Source organism: Bacteroides mediterraneensis (assembly GCF_025993685.1).
In the GTDB taxonomy this organism is placed as follows: domain Bacteria; phylum Bacteroidota; class Bacteroidia; order Bacteroidales; family Bacteroidaceae; genus Phocaeicola; species Phocaeicola mediterraneensis_A.
Genome location: NZ_DAJPEN010000001.1, coordinates 2,685,562 through 2,708,469 on the forward strand (window position 1 = coordinate 2,685,562; position 22,908 = coordinate 2,708,469).

A 22,908-nucleotide genomic window follows, 5' to 3' on the forward strand; every position below is an offset into this window, starting at 1 on the left:
TACAAAAATCAAATACTACCATGGAACAATTGGATTTATTACCCATCGAACTGGAAGGTGTTTCTCAGGAACGCCCTCTGATTATTGCAGGTCCCTGCAGTGCTGAAACCGAAGAGCAAGTCATGACTACGGCCAGAGCCTTGGCCGACAAAGGCATCAAGATTTTCCGTGCCGGAATCTGGAAGCCCCGCACCAAACCGGGAGGCTTTGAAGGTATCGGCGTGGAAGGACTTTCCTGGCTGAAAGAAGTGAAGAAAGAAACCGGCATGTACGTGGCCACGGAAGTAGCTACGGCCAAGCATGTGTACGAATGCCTGAAAGCCGACGTGGACATCGTATGGATTGGCGCACGCACAACTGCCAACCCGTTTGCCGTACAGGAAATTGCCGATGCCCTGAAAGGTGTGGACATTCCGGTGTATGTGAAGAACCCGGTCAACCCGGATCTGGAACTCTGGATTGGCGCCCTGGAACGCATCAACAATGCCGGACTGAAACGTATCGGAGCCATCCACCGCGGATTCTCTTCCTACGACAAAAAGATATACCGCAACCTGCCGCAGTGGCACATCCCTATCGAACTGCGTCGCCGTATTCCGAATCTGCCTATCCTTTGCGACCCGAGCCACATCGGCGGGAAGCGTGAACTGATTGCTCCGCTCTGCCAGCAGGCCATGGACCTGGGATTCGACGGACTCATCATCGAATCACACTGCAATCCAGAATGTGCATGGAGCGACGCCGCCCAGCAGGTAACCCCCGACATCCTCGACTACATCCTGAACCTGCTCGTCATCCGTTCAGAACACCAGACCACGGAAAACCTGAACGAACTGCGCCGCCAGATTGACGAATGTGACAACGAACTGATGGACATACTGGCCAAACGTATGCGGGTGTGCCGGGAAATCGGAACCTTCAAGAAGGAACACAACATGACCATCCTGCAGACCGGACGTTACAACGAGATTCTGGACAAGCGAGGCGCACAAGGCTCACTCTGCGGAATGGACCCCGACTTCATCAAACAGGTGTTCGAGCTGATTCACGAAGAAAGTGTCCGTCAGCAAATGGAAATCATCAACAAATAAGCACGGGAGCGAGAAATGAAGATATTGATTTTAGGAGCCGGAAAAATGGGCTCCTTCTTTACCGATGTGTTGAGTTTCGAACATGAAGTAGCCGTGTACGATGTAAATCCCCAGCGCCTGCGTTTCATGTACAACTGCTACCGTTTTACCCAACCGGATGAAATCAAAGAATTCCAGCCAGAACTGGTCATCAATGCCGCCACGGTGAAATATACCCTCGACGCATTCAACCAGGTGCTTCCGCTCCTGCCTAAAGACTGCATCATCAGCGACATTGCCTCCGTGAAAACCGGGCTGAAAGAGTTTTACGAGCACTGCGGTTTCCGTTACGTGTCCACCCACCCGATGTTCGGTCCCACGTTTGCCAACCTCGACAAACTGAGCACCGAAAACGCCATCATCATCAAGGAAGGCGACCATTTGGGCAAGATTTTCTTCAAAGACCTCTACCAGCGTCTGAAGCTGAACATCTTTGAATACACGTTCGAAGAACACGACGAAACCGTGGCCTACTCCTTGTCCATCCCGTTCGTATCGACCTTCGTGTTTGCGGCCGTCATGAAACATCAGGATGCTCCGGGTACCACCTTCAAGCGCCACATGGCCATCGCCCAAGGCGTGCTGAGCGAAGACGATTTCCTCTTGCAGGAAATCCTGTTCAATCCCCGCACGCCGGCACAAGTGGAAGGTATCCGTACGGAACTGAACGAACTGCTGGACATCATCAGCCGGAAAGATGCGGAAGGCATGCATGCCTACCTGACCAAAATCCGAAAGAACATCAAATAAACTGTCCCTTGTCCGACAGAAAAAAGGGCAGGAAGAAACCGACAAACGTTTCTTCCTGCCCTTTCTATTTCTTTCGACCGATTCTTACAGCTTGATTTTCTTCGAAACCTTCTTCGATTCATTATGCAGGCGGTCGAGTGCAGTCACCACATAACGGTACTTCGTCTTGCCGTCTTCATACGGCAGCTTATAAAATTCATCGTGTGTGATAGCCACAATGTGAGACGGGTCGTTCAAATTCACCTTCTCCTTATTATCAAAACGATACACCACATAATGATAAGCCTTATCCATCTCCTTCTTGGCTTTCGGTGCCGTCCAGAACAGAATGTAACCGTCTGCCGTCCACACCGGCTTCAGCTTGCGTACCTTTCCCGGAGCCTTGTCGTCCATGAACGGCGAGGTAGGAAGCAACGCCGGATATTTGTGGTATTCTTTCACCAGCATATCCCGGTAATGCCCCTTGTTCTCCACCACGGCCGCCGCATACCACTGGCAACTTCCCTGTACGGTCGGCAAAGAACGCTGCAGGTTGTACTTGGCCGGTATCTGGCTCTGGTTCGGATTCATCAAATCGGCCTTGGATACCGTACGCACCACATCCTGACCGATATACAACGGACGGGCAGCCGCATGACGTGCCCACCAGCGAATCAACGTCTCATAATCTGCCGCCGGGTGTCCGATTTCCCAGTAAATCTGCGGGATATTGTAGTCCACCCAACCATTGTTCACCCACAGCAGCACATCGGCATACAAGTCATCGTAGTTCTGCAATCCGTTGGTATCACTTCCATTCGGGTCATTTTTCCGGTTCCGGTAAATGCCAAACGGAGAAACCCCGAACTTTACCCACGGCTTGCATTCGCGCACCGTCTCGTGAATCTCCTTAATCAGCACGTTCACATTGTCCCGACGCCAGTCGGCCCGACGGGTAAATCCGCGGCCATACGCCGCAAAACTGGTATTATCCGGAAAATCCTCTCCCGGATTCGGATACGGATAGAAATAATCGTCCATGTGAATGGCATCCACATCGTAACGGTTCACAATGTCACGCACAATCTTGCAGATATATTTTCTGGATTCCGGCAATCCCGGGTCGAAATACAGCTGTCCGGCATACTGCACGAACCATTCCGGATGCCGGTTATAAGGATGCATCGGCGACAACGCACCCGTACCCTTCGTCTTGGCCCGATACGGATTAATCCACGCATGCAGCTCCATGTTCCGTTTGTGACATTCCTCAATCATGAACTGCAACGGGTCCCACATGGGCGAAGGCGCCTTCCCCTGCACACCGGTCAAAAAGCGGCTCCACGGTTCGTATGGCGATTTATACAATGCATCCGCTTCTGCCCTCACTTGGAAAATGATGGCATTGATGCCGGCTTTCTGCAAATTGTCCAACTGGATCACCAACACCTTTTTCATCTTCTCCGTAGGCATCCCCTGGAACTGTCCGTTTACGCACTGTATCCATGCCCCGCGGAACTCCCGCTTGGGATAACGCACCTGCGCATGCACGCTGCCTGCCCACAGACTTCCCAGCAGAAGCAGCCACATCAATAGTCTAGTCTTCATATCTGTCAATTTTATCATATTCTTTTTCCCTTTTTGGGACGATTTCCGATTAAGTCGCAAAGATAATGAATTAATGCTTTAAAAGCAGATACCGTTGAATAATTATAGCCGCAGTTCTTTCAAAATCTACCATTCACCTTCCTATCCACATCTGCCTGTCCAAATAAAAGTAATCGGACAGGCATAATTCCTCCAAATCTCCCCACATAAAGAGGAAAATTTCAGGGAAAATTCTCTGTTTCACACTGTGGGATACAAAAACCACAGTGTGGGATATATATTTCACAGTGTGGGATACAAGAACTACACAGTGGAACAGAGAAAAAACAGGGACATACAGAAAAAGAGAGAACTACCACTGAAATTATGGATTCTTATGCTATCAGTCAGAGAGGAAATATCCCATCCAACCATGTTAATGACAAATCAAAAATACGACAATTCCTATTGTGAAACAGGATATTATTCTAATTATCAAACAAATAAATACACGAATGAACAAATATAACCTTTGACATGTAAATTATTTATTATATTTTAGCAGTATTGAAAAATGCGGATAAATATTTTTGCAAAAAAATGGACACATTTTCATTTATATTGACCATATTCTTAGGCATATACGGCTTATTTTAGTTGTATTTCTGCATATTTTCAGTTATTCTACAAGACAAAAAAGCAGCCGTTTGCCGAAAGGAACTTCCTGCATTGAGCACGATGGGAATCCGCGCCATGCAAGCCAAAAGAACGCTGCCTGCCCCCCATAAGGGGATAAGATACCGCCCAGCAAACAAAAACACGAGAAATATTCACATCCCAAGTATTGCTATGCAAGGCATCAGCCGGCAGACAGGCCTTGAGCATCCATATCTACGAGGGTATACCAATAAAATTTACCACGACAATTTCGATATATGGATAAACGCCCCGCAACCGCCGACATCCATAAAAGCGGCTCATCAGAATTTGTATAACAAACGAATTTAGCATACTTTGACAAGCAATTCAAGCAAAAAAGAAGCGGTGCAACCGTATATATAGATAAAAAGACAAAATCCTCACAGGAAGATTTCCCGATTAGTTGAATCATAAAATTTGTCTATTTACATTTCGTAATTTGTCGTTTTATGAATAAAAATAATAATCCACAATTAGACAAACGAAATAAATTAAATGCGCATAACTTTACATCACGATGCTAAGGGAAGAACAAAGAAAAATCCTTTAACACCAAACGAGATAGAAATTTTATTTTTAATTAAACTTTTAAGAATTATGAAAAAGAGATTCTATGGAGCCCTCATCTTGGGAAGTTTACTTCTCACAGGAGGCATGGTAACTTCTTGTTCAGATTACGATGATGACATCAATTCTTTAAGTGGAAGAGTTGATGCCCTCGAAAAAACAGTCGCAGATCTGAAAGCAGCAATTGAAGGTGGTTCTGTAATTACAAATGTACAGAGCACAGCCAATGGTGTTACAGTAACATTAAGTGACGGTAAGACATTCGAAGTAAAGAATGGTACTAATGGAACACCAGGTACAGTTATTGACATCCAAACAGTTGATGGAGTAGAATACTGGTTCTTGGATAACAATAATACAGGATATCCCGTAAAAGGTGCAAAGGGTGATGATGGAAAAGATGGTATCTACTATGCACCTAATGCAACTACTGGAACATGGTGGAAGTATGATCCAAATGTAGAAAACGATGAAGGTACAGATACCCAGATTTCTTATGTAGCAGGAGGAACTGTAACTGCTGTATATGATAAAGAAAATGGAGTGCTTACTTTGAAGAACGTAGACGGCGTAGAAGATGGAACCCTTGTCCTTCCATTCTACACTAAAGGTTTACAGTCAATTGCTTTTATACCTGAATACTACGATACAGACATGGGTATGGGAGTAATCGATTTCTATACAATTTCAAAAAACAGTAAGGTACTTACCAGCACGAACGCTATTGTAAACTATCGTCTGAATCCTAACAATGCAAACATCAATGACGTAACATTCGATTTCATTGATAGAGTGGTTGTAACTCGTGCAGAGGATGATGCTTACCAATTATTGAGCATTGTAGGTGAACCAGAACGTCAAGCTGGTGGCGAAATTACGATAACAGCCAAATCCAATAAATCATTAGAAGACTTAAAGAGTCAATCTGAAGAAAAGAAAGCTATTGTTGCTTTGCGCGCACAGAAGACAGAAGATGGTGAAACATCTGAAATTGTATCAGACTATGCAACTGTAAATGTAGTTAACTTAACCAAGTTCGCTATCATTGACAAGGCTGACTATGCAGCAGATTCAAAAGAAGAAAACATACACTATTATGCTTCTACAGAAAATGAAGTAAAAGCGCAGTCAAGTATCGATGGTACAATTGAATACAATAGCGAAAATAAGAGTACTTCACAGCTGGATCTGTTAACATTGGTTGAAACTTATGAAACAGAAAAAGCAAAGAAAACTTTCAGTGAATTAGCCGTTGCACACACTTACAAGTTTACAGCTTTAGACTATACCCCTGTTTCTGGAGACAAAACAAACCAGAAACAGTTTATTGAATTTGTAAATGACAATACAGTACAAATCAATAAAAACTGGTTAAGCAATGGTATTGCTGCTGTAGGCAAAACCCCAATTATCAAAGTTGAAACATTGGTAGAAGGTGAAGTTGTAGCTACTGCATACATTAAATTACAGATTGTACAGAAAGATCGTACAGACAAGAACGTAGAAATCAATCTTGGAGATATTCAATACACATCAATTGATCCAAACTACGCGTATGAATTAAAGTGGGATCAAATGAATCAGGAAGTTCTTGATGAACTTGGATTGACAAATGAAACATTTGGTGAAATATACAACAGAGCTCCATTTGCAACCAGCACAGATCCTGCTATCATCGGTTATTATTGGACTCACAATGAAGAACGTGGAACAAGCATTTGTTCTATTACGTTGAATCAGAAGTGTAAGACTGGAGAACAGAAATTTGTAATCACTTATGAACCAAAAGATAACAAAGCATATCCAGTTATCAATATCACATTTACTTACAATCTGATTCATACTCAGTCATTACCAGATCTGAACGGAGATTATCAAGCTGAAGATGGTGCTATCTTGGTTAAGGGACGCTTGGATGGTGAACAATGGAAGATGATTAGTGAAGTGAAAGAACACTTTAAGAACTATCTTGCTAACTGGAATCTACCTAAGTATCATTCATATCCTAAATTGTCTATCGTTGTAGATGGAACAAATGAAAAGGGAGTAACTCTTGCAGGTACAGACATTAGAGATCAAATCATTTATCTTGACGAAGCTCTGACTGTTGATACAAAAGATGTGAAAGTACTTTTGACTTCTACGATGGATAATGGCGAGGTTTGTACAGAAGATTATGTTGTACGCTTCTTACGTCCGTATAAGGTAGAACTTGGCGATGTTACTTTGAATACATTAACTTCTGAAGCTGATACTGAAGACTTGAGAGACTATATCGTTATCAAAGATATAGAAGGTAAAGTTCTTTATGAAAAACAGAAATTCACAGAAGAAGCAATATCAACTTATAAGTTAGATAAGTCAGGTATGACATTTAAATTTAACTTAATAAAAGATGCTTCATTTGGTGATAAACTGGAGATTTTGAACGATGGTTATACCATCAGCTGGGATAATGGAGGTAATGATTTACAGAAAGAAAAAACAGCTTCATATAAAGTAATCGTAACAGTTCCTGATATAGCAGAATGTTCTGATAATGGTAATATTAAAGTATTGCCTACTGCTGACTCCAAATAATAATATTAGGATAATGTAGACTATAAATTGCCCTAAAATCTTTAATGAGAAGAGAGTATCCTAATAATACTCTCTTCTTTTTTTTAAGAATAATCCTTTAAATCCTCAATATATGAAAGCCAAAAGACAAATTATGGCAATTATGCTAGTAGCTAGTACATTTGCCGCAACAGCCCAAACCAGCAATCAATCTTCCCTGCAAATCAAGGAAGAAGGAAAGACTGAGTTTGTTCCTCACTGGTTTATGCAAGTACAGGCCGGTGCCGCACACACTCGTGGTGAAGCCAAATTCGGAGATTTAATATCTCCGGCAGCTGCCATCTACGGGGGCTATCAGTTTACACCGCTTTGGGGACTGCGTGTCGGAATAAGTGGTTGGCAGGCTAAAGGAGGATGGGTTGCCTATAATCAGCTTTACAAGTACAATTACTTGCAAGGAAACGTAGATGCTACATTGGATTTGAGCAATTTGTTCTGCCACTACAATCCAGACCGCTTCTTCAATGCATACCTGTTTGCTGGTGTGGGCCTGAATGGAGCCTTCAACAACGATGAAGCTGTGGCATTAGCCAACAAAGGCTATGAATTACGTTATCTATGGAAAGACAGTAAAATCAGCCCAGTAGGCAGATTCGGACTAGGAACCAACCTGCGACTGACTTCAAATCTGTTCTTCAACATTGAAGTAAATTCAAATATACTGTCGGACAAGTTCAACTCAAAGAAGGCGGGCAATGTCGACTGGCAGTTCAACGCACTGGCCGGATTTACAATCAAGTTCGGAAAGACTTCGCGCAAGACAGAGCCAGTATACTACGAACCCACTCCACAACCGGCACCTCCTGTAAAGGAAGAGCCGAAACAGGTGCAAGAACCCGCTCCTGTAAAACAGGAAAAGGTCAGCATGACAGAAAATATCTTCTTTGCTATCAACTCGTCTAAGATACGCACATCAGAAGAACAGAAAATTGGAAGACTGGCCGAATTCATGAAGAACCATGCGGACTGCAAAGTTACAATTTGTGGTTATGCAGACAAGCAGACAGGTAATGCAGATATCAACGAACGCCTTTCTAAGGAACGCGCAGAAGCTGTGGGTGCGATGTTGAAAGACAAAGGTATCGACAGCCAGCGTATCACGATAGACCATAAGGGTGATACGATACAGCCGTTTAACACTATGGAAGAGAACCGTGTAAGTATCTGTATAGCTGAATAGGCTCCATTAACTCTTCATAACCTGCAAAAGGAGTGTCACTCTCCCTTCCATAGGGAGATAAGGGCACTCCTTTTCTACATATCACCAAAGCTCCCAAGAATGACTAATCTTACGACTTTCTTCAGAAGTATTACGTCGTGTCGCAACCAGGGATGAAAAGTACCTTGCAAATTAAAAAAATTAGTTCCGAATCGCGTTAAATGGCACCGATTCGGAACTAACTAATGACGTCTATTCGCTACAAGTTTTATTGGATTTTACATTACCTCTTTCCATGATAATGTTTAAACTCATCCAATTTATAAGGTCATTTTAATACTTAATATTATCTATTGTAAAGATTGATGAAAATATAGCATCTCCCACATCTGTTACAGTGAAAGAGATATATGCCGGGGTTCCCACATAAGGAATATCATTAATGCTGGCAGCAGTCCACCCGATATGACCCGCATAAAGGTCTCCTTCATCAGGCATATTCGGATAATCATTAAACTGCGTATTGTCTTGACCGATAATGTTCACGCTAGTCAGCATAGTGGAATAAGAGCCATAAGGCCCATAAATAGTCATGACCACACAATCATCAAATTCTGAACCGACCCACTCATTAAACTCTGCAGAGATAAAGTCATAATGGAACGAAAGATTCTTGATATTTTTTTCTATCGGCCCCAATATCATCATACTGGAAGTGCCTCCGATAGCATAACCATCTGCTGAAACCAGATACCCACCTGAAGATATGGCTGCATAATGACTACCTTCCTGCGGAACCATATCCCCCACACTACCTTCCATTATACTGCCGTCACCTATCAGATAAACTCCATCATTTCCATTTTCAAAATTTGTATTACCGTCAAAGCTGCTAACTTCCGGATTGTTTGTAATGTATGACAAAACAACATCCTGAAGCATCTCGTTTCCATTCTTATCCATCATGCCTTTCTTCACAGTAATGGTAATACCCACATTTATCTGGAATTCCTCCCAAGGGGTAAATGTGATAATCGCATTTCCTGTAGAACTGGCATTGATTGTGATTGTTCCTTTCACATCCACTCCATCTACGGTTACCACAAAATTATCTTTGATAGACGGAAGCAAGATTTTGTCATCAAAAAAGAACATGATAGGCAAATTTGCGGGGAAAGTGACGTTGCTCTCTCCTGCACGTGAAATGGAATGAGTGTAACCCATCTGCTGTTCACGGATATTTGTTCTTTCCGAATAAAGCAACGGAAGAGAAGCGTATTTTACAGATGCCGTAGCTGGCATCAGTTCAGATATTGAAGGAACTGTCTGCACAATAGTTAACGGTTGCCCGTCATTATCCTCCTCTGTGATTTCTTCAACGGCACCTTTTACTTCATCACCACTATTTATAATATTAAACTCATCGTAGTTTATACTAGGAACTTCCTCGTCTCCTTCAAATGGTATTCTAATTTCAGTGCCATCTTTGAGAACAAATATAACCTCTCCGTTTTCTACACTAACATTACTGAACCATGAATCACCACTTGCTCCTGGTTCACCGACAGCTTTTACCGGGTTACCATTTTCATCCAGCACCTCAACAAATGTCAGTCCATGATCATAACTGATCATCCAATAGCCTGTTGTGCTGACTTTCAACTGCGGAGTAACCGCATCGTTTCCTGTTACAGGAATCTTATTGCCGTTTTCATCTGTCAGCCAATCTTGCTGACCGTCTATTGTTTGAGTCCAATAGTATTTACCATCTGTATCTTTATTAAATCCGATAACCGGAGCATCTTTTCCAGCTGTTCCATTAGCTATCGATGCCGTTTGCCCGTCACTGAATGTAATAGTATATCCGTTTTCTGTTTCCGTAACACTTGTCACATACACATTAGCTTCCAATGCATTCACAATAGAACTCATTGAAGAGATGTTTGTGTTCATCTGAGTTAATTGCCCTTCAATGTTCGTCAAACGTTCGTCCAGATCATTTACCTTGTTCCAGAGTTCCCCATCATCATACTTACAGGATATGGCACCAATTATCATCAGCGACCATAAGAAGAAAGATTTTAGTTTCATAACGTTAATTTTTCAGGTTAATAACTATTTCTTTAAGATTAACACGATTATCCCATTAAAACCTTAGAATAAATATGCCTCGAAATATTCGAATTATCATTAGTTACTATTACGAGTAAATCAAGATAAGAATTACCGTATCTTCGTAGAATATGTTGACAGCATGATTTAGTGGGCAAAGCAAAAACAAGCCTGGATTCGTTTTTATAACCTACCCTAAACACAATCGTCACTGTCACTCCATATAGTAGAACTTTACAAGAATCCTAGTAAAAAGAACTATTCATTAAATGACTCAAGAACACCTCAAAATCAAAAAATTTCAGGAGACCACAAAATATATCGTAAAATGTAAATCTATTCTGCCATCATCACTTATTGTTTTATTCACCTCCATTTAACACGATATGAAACTTGACAAAAATACTTATAAAATTCTACAGATATTGAACATATCCTTTTACGGACAAGCCCCACTTGAAAAAACTCTTTTCTAGAACTGAAATTCAAAATTTCAAAGGCCGAAAAGACTCTAATAAGTCAGGTTCCCCTAATGCTTTAAACCGGTTCAAGTTTTAATAGGAAGTAATACAAATTTAACGAAAAAATGTTATGCAGCAAGGACTTATTCTATCGAATTGTTACTATTTCAACCCACAAACGGATTAAACTATTAAAAAAAGCAACTATATAGCAAATATATATTACCAAAGTGGTCAAATTAAAGCGATTTTTTAATCTGATGAAACAGCACAAGCTAATGTTAAAATTCGGTTTATATCATCTTTTGTATATTTCAACCTTACCATCTAAATCTATACTATAACTACCACATAAATCAAAGCAAATCATAAAGCCCTCATCTTCTGTATTGTCATCATTGCTTCAATGATAGTCAGTTTCCATAAAGTCATGTGCAATAATCTGACCCTGGGCATTTTTCCTTATCGTCCTTTCGCTCCCTTTCTGCTTTACGGTTATCCCTCTATTTTCCGCCTTCTCTTCCATCCTTAGATATTTTATACGGTCTATTTTTTCCCCGTGGTCCCTGAACTTAAACAGGCATACATCCGGTGCTTCCTTCCTTAAACCCACAAGCTTGAACTGGTAATGCTTCTTTGTATCATATACTTCCAGTATAAGCCCCGGCAGCCCGTTGAATTTCCAAGGCCCTTCACTTACTGCAATTTCCGGTGTGAACCAGGCTTCATAATCACGACCGTGATAGTGACAGGTAGCCAGTTGACAGGCGTACCCTTGAATGGTTCTGATACTGTCCCGAAGAACCCACTCCTGTGGCGCATATTCTTCCTCTATATAGCAATTGACGATTCCATTTGTAGTGCCAAGCATCACCTGTGAGGTCATCTTACCCTTCGGATAATTCTTATAAATATAGTCATGCAGGATTCTGGGTATGGGCAAAGAGGCATAGTCCCTTTTCCGGATATTCCCTATCATCATTTCACCCCAGATTTTGCGTCCTGTCGGGTCGTAAAACAAGGAATCATAATAAAACATGGGGTAACCGTAACACTGGCTGATTGTTTTCCCGATACGCAAAATCACTCTTTCGGTAGTGACATCCGTACCCAACGTGTCGGTCTGTTCCGTACAGTCGTATTCACACTCCATTATGGATGGTTCCAGTGCCTGTATATATCTGTCAATCTGCCCCCACACACTGGTGCAGCCCATGACAATAAAAAGCGTCAATAATGTTCTCATCATCAGATTCTGTTAGAAGTCAATATTGTTTTTATAATCTTTCTCCTGCAAGTCATATCCATGTTCCGTTCCCTGATACACAATGGGATACTGGCTTTCCTGTTGATACAGACGGGTCAGGTATTCCGTCCGTTCCATCGGCTTATGCTCCTTTTCATACCAGTTATAGAATGTGACCGGATAACAGGGAGAGAGAACTATCTCGGACGCAGAATAGAAATAATGCCGGTCCTCGTCGTAGGCTTCCAGTATGAGACCGGGCAAGCCGCACAATTTCCAGGGACCTTCCTGAAAAGGCAGATCCGGAGTATACCAGGCCACATACGTCCTTCCCCTGAAACTGGTTGTCGCCTTCCGGCACCGATACCCGCACACCATTTTCACCGAGTCCTGCTGCATCCACTTCATTACAGGTATCTTCTCTTTCACCACCACGGCTTCTTTTCTTCCTATTTCTCCAACTCTCCCATATACATAACAGGAGTCCTTTTGCCTGTCCTTGTACAGGTATTCGCTGGTTGTTGAGATGCCGGCTCTGCGGATGGAATCCAAATTAGACACCCTTGCGTGGAAGCGCTGCAATTTCAGTCTTGCATGCCCCGGCAGAACCTCAATGGAATCATCCTGACAAGTATAGTAACTGACAAACGAAGTGAACCGCTTGCCCAGCCGAAGAATCATACTGTCCTTGTGAATATCGTTCTCTGTCAGAGTATCCCTTTTAACCAGATGTATATAATGACATTCGAGCAATGCCGGTTCAAGCACCTTTTTCTGCTGCCCCTTACATAAGGACGGGGAGAAAGCCAAAGGAATCAAAAGCAACCACAATTTCTTCATATAGCGTAATGTATTTAAGTCATAAAAATCAGGCAAAAGTTCAGAGGCTAAAACAAAATGTACGCACCCACCATGATATTCCTCGGACGAATCGTATAGCTCCGGCTTATTTTAGTGGCATCCGGCAGGAAGGTCGTATAGGCGTATTCCTTTTCGTTGAACAGGTTGTTCAGATGAAAGTCTATGTGCAGCCGTTTCGTCGCCTTATAAGTGGCCTGTATGTCCCCTAAAAAGAAATGCCGGGTATCGGTCTGGCTTATTTTGTTGGCAAAGTGTTCTCCACATACCGTAAAGCTCCATTTTTCGGAAGGCAGGAACCTGACAGAAAGCTTCTGCTGAAGCTGGTAGGTTTTCTCCTTCTCCTCACTGTCACTAATGTGAAACCTGGTATGCGAGAATCCCATCCGATAATTGACGTTCATCCACGAAAGGACATTCATGTCGATTTCCGGACTCAGGGTGAAATTATCCTGACGGCTCTCCACCTTCCCTTCGCTTCGGAACAGGAATGCATCCCTGCGTGACCATCCGCCATCCAGCGTAAACTTTGCCTTCGCCCATCCGGTAGCCTTGGTGACACTGAAGTCCAGATTCGTCGTATTCGCTTTCTGCGGAACATCCACATATCTTGACAAAATATACTGGTCCTGCATCCGCTGAGACACGGTGTACGGCGAACGGTTCCAGGATTTTCGGAACCTGATGCTGGAAAAGAACTCGCTCAGCGGTATATTGTATTCTATTCCGCCACCCACAGACGCATCCACCGTATGAAAGAAATCTGTCAGTCCTTCCGTCAGTGTACGGTAAGTGGTCAGCACGGAGCCGGGATAGAAGCCGGACAGACTGACCGGATTCTCCCTGTAGTCTCCTCTGGCCTGAATCTTCATCCTGCTGTTCAATCGATATTCCGCATAAAGTGAGGTCTGCCATGAAAGCTTGTCGTGGCGCAATGTGCTGTTGTCCGCCTCACTGCGATAATGGTAATAATTGAGGGGAAGGCTCAGGGTGGCGACCAGCTTCTCATCCTGGTATTTCATTTCCGGACTGAAACCGGCCTTGACAAATCCCATCTCCATATTGTTCCGTTCCGCCACATTCGCTGCCTCCAAACCGTATGAATCCGATTCGAACTTCCGGAACATACCGCCAAGACTGGACTTGAAGTCAAAAGTGAAAAGGCCACTCACCGCACCCCAACTGACGGAATTGTCTGTAAAAAATTCTGAGGGCCGGATATGCTGCATGACAGCCGATTCCTCCCTGGATACACTCAGTCTTTGCGGCTGAGCCTGATACAAAAGATAAGAAGCGAAATTGACGAATTTCTTCCCGTTTCTTTTCATCAGAAACAGGTCGTTGGCGAGTTTCTTCCCTCCCTCATACATATTCTGGCTGTTAGACTGATAGCCGCCTAACCGCACGTCCCGGTCTTTCCAGTCCAGTGTCACATCCAGATTCTCCGTAAGGTTGTAGTCGCTCCTGTTGATTTCAGTAGAGACCTTCCCATTGAGCACATTCTTGTGAAAATTTCCGTCTTCCACTTCATCCATCCTCCATTGCTCATTGCCGGCCGGGTCATAATAAACGCTTTGGGTCTTCTTCAAGGTATTCTCACGATGGTTCTGATAGGTCAGACTGAACTTTATATCCTGACCGCTCTTCAACTTAAACAGATTGTGAGATGTCACCTGATGCGTCCGGTTCTGAAGTTCACGCTCTCTCGACAGACCCAATGAATAAGGTGGTGTGATATCAATATACTCCCTCAATAGATTGGGGGCATTGATTATTTCATTGCGATTGAAGGAGTTCAATTCCTTTGAGATGTCCTGTCCCGTATTGTTTGATTTCAGGGTATTCAAGGTTTGAAACCCTTTGCTGAAACGCATGGCCGTTCCTTCTCCATTCCACAGTCCTTCCCCGTCTCCGAGACCTCCTGCCGCCTTCAAGGTGCCGATCCATTTCATCCTGGCCCCGGATTTCAATCTCAGGTTAATGGCAGCCTGGTCGGAAAAGACAAGCCCTTCGAGCACCTTTATGGGCTGATGGTTCTGCATGACCTCCACGCTTGCCACATCCTTCTGAGGTATATTGTTGGTGGCTATTCCATACTGGGTGCCCAACAGGTTGCTGTTCTCTATATAGAAACGGTTAATCGGTACTCCATTGTAGCTTATTTTACCGTCTTCCAATGTCTTTATACCGGGAAGCCTTTTCAGAACATCTCCGATGGCGCGGTCTCCCTCCTTTGAATAAAGCTGCACGTCATACTTTATCGTATCTCCCTGCAGGCGGACCCTCGGTGCTTTTACCACCACTTCCTTGATTTCTATATCCTGAGGAGACAGAAAGACTTCCATTTCTTTCCCTTCTTCCAGTCTCTTCTTGCAGGTTTCATAGCCGATGCATGAGAACCGGACATACATGGGGGCGGTCAGATTTTCAGCCAATTGGATGGCAAACCGGCCATCTTCTCCGGTTGTCCCGAACTTGACAAGCTTGTTTGTCTCTTCTACATAAACCATCACATTCACTCTTCCAATAGGCAAAGCAGTCGCCTTATCGGAAACCTTTCCCGAGAGGGTACGTGATTGGGCGTTTACAAGAAACGGAACATACAGCATCAAGAGAAGAAGTGTGCTCTTCATCGCATTGTCAAGGTTTATCAATGAGTCTTTCTGTCTACATATTCTTTGTTTATCACCTCCTGACTCACCAGTTTTCCATCCTGAAAAGTAAATGCCGTAGTCAAAGTGTACCATTCCCGGTCATAAAGACTTTCCTGATACAGCAACCGTTCAAGGGGACGGTTATGTATATCCATTGTCATTTCCTTCGCGTAGGGTTCACCGACAAGTGCCAAAAAATCCTTTTTACTCATTCCAATTTCAATCTTTTCGGAAGTGAACTTACTGTTTTGCACTCCCAAAAGGGACGCACAGCCCACCTGCATGATGCAGCAAGTCAGCAGAACAATTAGTTTAAGTCTCATATTATACAAATTCATCTGTAATCCTTTATGGGTAAGATTCTGTGTCTAATTTATATGTTTATTTTGGAATAAAAAGAATACGAGTTCACTTTTTATCTTTCTTAAAAATTGGTCTTATATATTTCTTGAAGATTTTGTCTACTTCAATAGGGGTGGAGTTATTCAGCATATCGTACATTCTGCCCGTGGAAGGTCTAAGGGTATGTCCGTAATCTGTCTGAATCTTTTTGCTCAGGTCCGGACCCTCATTCATAATGAGCTCTGGAGGACGACCTTCCATAGTCACATCATATACAGGGTCCTCTCCCCGCTTTGTCCAGATGGAATAAGGACACATACGGATATATCCCTTTGGCTTCCTCACCATAAAGGTGTCTGTCAAACTTCGGGGGATACCTCTTTCGAATGGGTTGTCCACTTCCATCCATTTCTTTTCCAACGGAGCTTCCAGAGGCTTGTTATAATGCTCCATATTCTCTGGAAGGAAGTCAAACTGAATGTGCTTTATCGCTTCCTCATTCAGCTTGATTTCCTTATCTTCCTTCTGCTGGCCCATTGCCGGTATCACTCCCAGCAAAAAGGAATTCAAAACCATATAGCGTTGGATACTGTTCATTCGTCGTTTTCTATTGATTACCCATATTCAACCGCGACATTTCACTTTCAGCCGCACTCTGGTTGTTCATTGTCCGTTCGATACGGAAACGGTAGGTGATTGTAAAGCCGATTTTCCGCGTATCATCCTTTCCGACACTGTACATGATAATATCATTCAGACGGGCTGAAGCACGTGTATTGTTCTTGTTGAAGATGTCGTACCCATCCAGCGAAAGCTGAAGCCTGTCATTCAGGAACGATTTCTTCAGGCTCAGGTTGAAGGAGGTATAACTCTTCGATTCGTACAACTGATAATATCCTTTGGACCCATAATTAAAATCGGCAGACAACAGGAATCCGGAAGGAAGTGTGAAACTGTTGTTGAAGTTCAGCATTACCAGCGGGCGTCCTGCTTTCAGGGTAGTTCCACTCGGCCCTGGGTAATGGAAGAAGGTTTTCATGCAAGTCAGCGTGAGGGAAGGCATCCACCACTTCACAGGATATTGCACATTGACCATACCCGTCAGATTGTGCATTTTATCGAAATTATCCGTGTAGCTGACCGTCACCGCCGAGTTCCCCGGCATACTGTAGAAAGCCGTAACCAGCGGATCACGGGTAAGGGTATAATTCAAATTCAGGAACAGAAACTTATAAAACAGCATATAGTTCAGGTCGTGAGTCAGGGCCTGCTTCAGATAAAGATTTCCTTTCTGATAGGTAAACCGGTCTGTGTACACCGCATTGTCGTTCATCACATCAAACGGCGGACGTTCCGTATGAATGGAGTAAGTAAGGGACTGTTGCAACTTCTCCGTATTATAACCCAGCGATACAGAGGGCAGTAGATTGTGATAAGTCTGGTCCTGGCTTTTGTTCTCATGGGTTTCTTTCAGGTCACTCCGTATCTGTTCGTAGCGCAAGCCTGCCCCCAACGACAGGTTCTTCCAGGTATAATCGTATGACAGGTAGACCGAATTCTTCATCTCCGTATTACGTGTACGGCCATTATTCAACGCACGGACATATTCTATATAGTCGGTTCCGCTGGTGTGGCTGAAATCGTAACCGAGGCTGAAAGTTCCCGCCTTCTCCGTTTCATACGATAAAGAGAACTTGGCCGCAAACAAATCCCAGTCTGCCTTGCGGTAATAGTCCATAGAGGTTTCCGAGCGGTCACTTTCCCATTCACGGATATTACCCTGGCTACGGTCGGTCTTATGAAGATAATCTCCGTATACGTTCATCCTCCAACCGTTCTCCCAGTCGTTTGTATAATACAGATTAAGATGGTTGCTCACCGACTTGTCACCCACCTCACTGAGATTCCTGATGAAGGTAGAAACTCCTTTGTCTGGTATCATGGAAAGGGTATCGTTCGAGAAGGTGTTGCCCTGACTGTATTTGCCTTCATATTTCAACCCGATTTCCGATTCCGGCGAAAAATGATAAGAGACCCCTCCCGTATAGGCATGGCTTTCTTGAAAGATCCGCTTTCGGTTCAGGTTGGTCAGGTTCCAGACAGTATCACTTTGGGTCTGCTGGTAGATGTCAAGATCCGAATCCTTCTTTCCACGGTTATAATTGTAGGAGAGAAAGAAATCCCAGTTCTTATAGTTGTAACTTCCGTTCATCTGATAATTCTGACTGAAATGCGTTCCCTGCAACAGATTCCCCTTGACATTAAAGGCCAGTCCTTCCCCCAGCCGTTTGGTCTTGATTTCAATCACCGCCCGCTGCTCCGAATGATAGCGCACGCCTGTATTCGTAACCAGCTTGACGGATTGAATCTGGTCGATAGCCAGATTATCCAGTTCGGTCCGGTCCGTCACCTCCCTGCCGTTGAAATAATAGGTGGGTGTTCCCTTCCCGATTACTTCAATGTCGCTGCCCCGCTGCTGTATGCCCGGTATCTTACAAAGCAGGTCATTCAGCGTGGTTTCTTTGGCGAGAATCGTATTCGGCACATCGGCTATGAGGCCATCCCGGTCCAGCTTGAATGGCTTCTTGTACGCGGTCACCTCCACTCCTTCCAGCTCCGTCTGTGCCACTTCCATCCGCACCACCGGCAAAGTTAGATTCGCGCTGATTTGAATATTTTTATACTGTGTCTTATAACCGAGATAAGAATAGCGAATAAGATAGTTACCCCCGGCAATCGATGTGCTGTATACCCCGCAAGAATCGGATACCGCTCCGCTGACAAGGGTACTGTCCGACTGGTTCAGGAATGCCACATTCACCATTGGCATCACTACATTCTCTGAGTCCATGATTTTTCCTTTGACAGCATACTGACTGTAAGCCGGCAGCAAAATCAGGCTGGCTATTATAGTAAAAAATGACTTTTTCATGAATTAAATCAAGACTTGCTATTGGCCAGCTCCTCCAATTTCTTTTTCAATAACCCATTGTGAAGCTGGTTTGCCACAATCTCCCCGTTACTATTAATCAGAATACCATGCGGTATGCCGGAGAAAGGAAAATTCTCTTTCACCCTTTGGCCTTCCGTTGTGTCAATCAAAGAATTAAACTTTATCTGATATTTTTTCATGGCTGCCTGAAAATCATCCCTGTTCTTGTCTATCGAAATCAGAAGAATATCCAGTCCTTTTTCCTTATACTGACTGTATGTCTTTTCCAGCTCAGGAAACTCTGCAATACAGGGAGCACAGCCGGAAGACCATAAGTCGATATACAGGTATCCGTTTTGAGGGATAAACGAGGAAAGCTTCCTTCTTACTCCATCGACATCCGGAAATTCCATATCCTTTATCTTCGTACCAATCTTGGCATCCAGTTCCTTCTGTTTCCGGTCCATATCCAGGCGAAGCTCATAGTACCATTGTACTTTTTTGTCGGCTTTCACTTCTTCCGGCAGTGTAGGATAGGTTTCAAGAAAATGAGGGTCATACACAGAACCGATTTCATTGACAAATACAGTCCTGCCCACGATATTGTGTATATTGTCAAGCTGAAACTTTACTTTATACTCGGTGTAGACCTGCGCCAAAGAATCATACACCGATGTATCCGGATTGTCTTTTCCTTCTATGCTCCTGCGGTATTCCCTCTCCCCCATTTTTTCAATCCTACGGGTTTCTGTCAGGTAACCGTTGTAAAGGTCATTCATGGGTGTGCCTGATACATGAAAAGCTGAGTCAAATGCTATTTTTACCGTCCCTTTTTCGGGAAACAACATTCCCCTCACTGGATTCAGCGTGTCATTGACTGAGAGATAATAGGCCATTTCAGGATTCTCCTCTAAACTGAAATTAAATTTCCCATGAAGTAAGGTATCACGCCCTACAGTAACCACTGAATCATTCTGAAGATAATATAACTTTACGGGAGTTCCATCAGCACAATCTTGGCATACACCTTCGATATTTACTACTTGGTGATTTTCACAACCTGCCGTGACGATAGCCCACACGACAGCCCAAAAGAGATTGACAGACTTCATTATAAAATATGATTTTAAGAACTGTCCTCAAAAGTAGATATTATCTACGGAATGCCAGTCCACCCGTCTCCTAAATTATCCTTTCAACAAACGATGAATGTTTAATGAATCACAAAAAGCTTTTATTTGTGGATGATACTCCGCATCCCCTCATAAAACAAGCCTCCCACGTCTACCCCTAACTTGAACTTTTTGAATTTATAAGAAGGCACCACTACCGGCATCGTTTCCCATCCTGTCCGTGAATCATAAAACCTTTGTACCCCTACATCCACTCCCAAACGCTCTGTAAAGCCGTAGCCTATGGTGGCTCCATAATAGGTATTGTTGAAATTGTATCTGTTATCCGGACTATAGGCACCAAATACCGTCAGATGGACTTTATCCATGGGACGAAACGTCATAGCACCAGATACCCCGAACGACTGACCGATACTATAAGGTAAAGTATATTTTGTGGCATTGATTCCCGCATACACCTCCAAAAAATCATTGATTTGCCGCTGGTACACCCACCCCAGCCGGTTCACCCTACCGATACCAGGCAAGGTAGTCTGCATACCTTCCCCATAGAAATAAGGGGCAAACTGCCCGTATGCCTGATAGTCTCCCCAAAACATGGGAGAAGGGTTCACATAATAGGACGGGATGTAAAAAGGTTTCTTCAACTTAGAATCAAAGTTTCCTACTGAATCCGGCTTTATTTCCAGATTTTCTCCATGGTCCTTTATTTTCACTCTATCCATGGACGGGTCAATGGACAGGAGGCCCTCACCCCCATCTTTTCCCAACCCTGCATCAAGTTTTATCGTATCTTTTTTGATACTTTCTTGTCCGAAAACCTGCGTACAGGACAGTCCTAAAAGCATAAAAAACACAAGTACCGATTTCATCATTCAAACATTTAAAAGCAATCACTTCAAAGTTACTTTAATTTTTTCATTCTGGCTATATGGATTGCAGGTTAAACTTGCACAACTGGGTAAAAAAAGAATTACAGCGCCCCACATCAATACAAATCCTATTTTACTTTTATTTTTCATTGCAGTTACCATTTACGGATTGGATAATTAAAAATAATACGTCAAGGAAGCCACAAACGTCCTGAATTTGGTATCCGGATTATGCTGATAAGCCTTCGTCATGCCCCAGTCATATCCTATGGCTATCTGTACATGGCGGGCTATCTCCACTCCGGCACGAAAGCCCGCTCCCCAGTCGAAGCGGGGCATCGTTCCGTCCTTAAATACATTAGAGGAAACTGCCTTGACGACTTCCGGCTCTCCGAGCCTGCTGCTTATCTGCTTCATTTGACCGAACAGACCGACATTGAAGTGAGGGCCGGCATCCAAAAACAGACTGACATTCTTCCCGACCTGCAGTTTATAACCTAAGTGAATGGGAATATGAAGATAGTAAGGCGTACTTTCATATTCGTAAGTATTTTCGTTCATCACATAATAATAAGGACTTTTCCAGCCGTAGGAGGAAAACATCAGTCCCATATCCACATACACCCCTTTCGCCGCCTCACGGAAGGCATATTCTCCTTTCAGTCCGGCATGAAAACCGGATTTAGGCATGTTTTCCTTGGTGGAGTGATAATTATATCCTCCTGAAAGTCCGTACCTGAACTCCTGTGCCTGTACCGAGGCAAACAACGACACACATAGAGCCAGCGTAAATAAAAATCTTGTCTTCATAATCTTATGGTTTTAAATTAATTATCAATCATCCTTCTTTTTCTTTCGGAGAACTTATCCAATCACTTTCGTACACATTGCATCCTCCTAAAAGTCCGATGCCGTTTTCCACATTGGTATAATGGCTGCGGATAGGAGCCAACCCATATTTTCCCAAATCATTGTTTTGGATACGATTGAGCGCCTTCAGGTAAACGTACATTTCTTTCGACAGCTTGTACAAATAGATTTTATAGGTGATGGTTTCCTTTTGCTCTTCATCTTCATAACCGGAATCGTAATATGTACCCACCTTCAGCGTATAACTCTTCCCCTCTATCTTGCTGTCATCCCAACAATACAGATAGCGGTAATACTCTTTCGAGATATCGAACACATCATCAAATCCGGTCTTTTCTGAAAGCAACGGTTCCTTTTCCAAATCAAGGTCTACAGGCATATACTGTATGGTATCCCGCATTTCAGGGCTCGCATACACCGTCTTTTTCTTCTTAATGACTCTCATCCCATAATAATCTTCCGTACCGGCCCTATCGGTGAAAGAGACGCGAAACTGTATGCTCCAGCCATAATTTCCGTCTGTCAGCACCACCTCCAGTTTCTCCAATGGAAAGGCCTTCGGTATCACCGTTTGTGCCTTGGCAAGCGGCAAATCGGGATACGAGACTTCCATCTCGATACGATCATCTTCTTTCAGCCTGCCCAACACATAATACGACTGGCCCGGAAGCAACTCGGTAGCTGTTTCCGTGTATTTTATCGCTTTCTCCTCTCCGTTCAGTTTGAACACCAGCGTAGGCTTGCCGTCTGTACTTGTCTTCTGGCGGTGAATCACCCGGCTCCGGGCCACCTGTATCAAGGTCGTATCACTCCCCGTAAAAGGCATGCAGAAAAGCACGGCCTTGCTCTCGGCACCCATTTCTTTCAGACTGAAATCGTGCGTACACGACTGGCATACAAAGACTCCTAAGAGGATAAACCACATTCTGTATCTCATA

Annotated in this window: 16 protein-coding genes; 4 read left to right on the plus strand and 12 right to left on the minus strand. The window is 43.5% G+C overall.

Going from position 1 to position 22,908, the window contains the following annotated elements:
• Positions 1-20 precede the first annotated feature (20 nt).
• Together OIM59_RS11520 and OIM59_RS11525 are read left to right on the plus strand one after the other, a co-directional pair.
• Positions 21-1,091 (plus strand): bifunctional 3-deoxy-7-phosphoheptulonate synthase/chorismate mutase type II, encoded by a 1,071-nt coding sequence (locus OIM59_RS11520; RefSeq protein WP_072543198.1) that lies wholly within the window; start codon positions 21-23, stop codon positions 1,089-1,091.
• A gap of 15 nt (positions 1,092-1,106) precedes the next feature.
• Positions 1,107-1,880, plus strand: coding sequence for a prephenate dehydrogenase/arogenate dehydrogenase family protein (locus tag OIM59_RS11525; RefSeq protein WP_072543199.1), 774 nt, complete (start codon positions 1,107-1,109; stop codon positions 1,878-1,880).
• An 84-nt stretch (positions 1,881-1,964) separates the two neighbouring features.
• Here OIM59_RS11525 and OIM59_RS11530 read toward each other — a convergent pair whose 3' ends face one another.
• A complete protein-coding gene (locus OIM59_RS11530; RefSeq protein WP_303896768.1) occupies positions 1,965-3,467 on the minus strand; it encodes a glycoside hydrolase family 10 protein in 1,503 nt (500 codons plus the stop codon).
• Positions 3,468-4,640: 1,173 nt separating this feature from the next.
• On the opposite strand from OIM59_RS11530, the gene OIM59_RS11535 reads away from it, so the two are divergent.
• The gene (locus OIM59_RS11535; protein ID WP_303896770.1) at positions 4,641-7,292 is read left to right on the plus strand and encodes a PL29 family lyase N-terminal domain-containing protein; all 2,652 of its coding nucleotides are present in this window, start codon (positions 4,641-4,643) and stop codon (positions 7,290-7,292) included.
• Between the two features lie 112 nt (positions 7,293-7,404).
• Positions 7,405-8,511 (plus strand): OmpA family protein, encoded by a 1,107-nt coding sequence (locus OIM59_RS11540; RefSeq protein WP_303896772.1) that lies wholly within the window; start codon positions 7,405-7,407, stop codon positions 8,509-8,511.
• Positions 8,512-8,823: 312 nt separating this feature from the next.
• Here OIM59_RS11540 and OIM59_RS11545 read toward each other — a convergent pair whose 3' ends face one another.
• The 11 genes from OIM59_RS11545 to OIM59_RS11595 all read right to left on the minus strand — a co-directional run bounded on the left by OIM59_RS11545 (position 8,824) and on the right by OIM59_RS11595 (position 22,907).
• Positions 8,824-10,581, minus strand: a complete 1,758-nt coding sequence (locus OIM59_RS11545; RefSeq protein WP_303896774.1) for a PL29 family lyase N-terminal domain-containing protein — start codon at positions 10,579-10,581, stop codon at positions 8,824-8,826.
• Positions 10,582-11,466: 885 nt separating this feature from the next.
• Complete coding sequence (locus tag OIM59_RS11550; protein WP_303896776.1) at positions 11,467-12,309, minus strand: GLPGLI family protein; 843 nt, start codon at positions 12,307-12,309, stop codon at positions 11,467-11,469.
• A gap of 12 nt (positions 12,310-12,321) precedes the next feature.
• Positions 12,322-13,149, minus strand: a complete 828-nt coding sequence (locus OIM59_RS11555) for a GLPGLI family protein (protein WP_303896777.1) — start codon at positions 13,147-13,149, stop codon at positions 12,322-12,324.
• Between the two features lie 47 nt (positions 13,150-13,196).
• Positions 13,197-15,800 carry a carboxypeptidase-like regulatory domain-containing protein gene (locus OIM59_RS11560; RefSeq protein WP_299167639.1) on the minus strand — a complete coding sequence of 868 codons (2,604 nt, stop codon included), beginning with the start codon at positions 15,798-15,800 and terminating at the stop codon, positions 13,197-13,199.
• A 17-nt stretch (positions 15,801-15,817) separates the two neighbouring features.
• Complete coding sequence (locus OIM59_RS11565; RefSeq protein ID WP_303896778.1) at positions 15,818-16,144, minus strand: hypothetical protein; 327 nt, start codon at positions 16,142-16,144, stop codon at positions 15,818-15,820.
• 85 nt (positions 16,145-16,229) lie between these two features.
• Positions 16,230-16,760, minus strand: coding sequence for a DUF4858 domain-containing protein (locus OIM59_RS11570; RefSeq protein WP_072543208.1), 531 nt, complete (start codon positions 16,758-16,760; stop codon positions 16,230-16,232).
• A 10-nt stretch (positions 16,761-16,770) separates the two neighbouring features.
• Positions 16,771-19,095: a TonB-dependent receptor family protein gene (locus tag OIM59_RS11575; protein WP_303896782.1), complete on the minus strand. Its 2,325-nt coding sequence runs from the start codon at positions 19,093-19,095 to the stop codon at positions 16,771-16,773.
• A gap of 8 nt (positions 19,096-19,103) precedes the next feature.
• On the minus strand, positions 19,104-20,207 hold the full coding sequence (locus tag OIM59_RS11580) for a TlpA disulfide reductase family protein (RefSeq protein ID WP_299167630.1): 1,104 nt from the start codon (positions 20,205-20,207) through the stop codon (positions 19,104-19,106).
• Positions 20,208-20,329: 122 nt separating this feature from the next.
• Entirely contained in the window at positions 20,330-21,100 is a 771-nt protein-coding gene (locus OIM59_RS11585) for a hypothetical protein (RefSeq protein WP_299167628.1), read from the minus strand.
• Positions 21,101-21,277: 177 nt separating this feature from the next.
• Positions 21,278-21,910, minus strand: coding sequence for a porin family protein (locus OIM59_RS11590; RefSeq protein ID WP_299167626.1), 633 nt, complete (start codon positions 21,908-21,910; stop codon positions 21,278-21,280).
• A gap of 28 nt (positions 21,911-21,938) precedes the next feature.
• Positions 21,939-22,907: a DUF4249 domain-containing protein gene (locus OIM59_RS11595; RefSeq protein ID WP_303896784.1), complete on the minus strand. Its 969-nt coding sequence runs from the start codon at positions 22,905-22,907 to the stop codon at positions 21,939-21,941.
• Position 22,908: the final 1 nt, after the last annotated feature.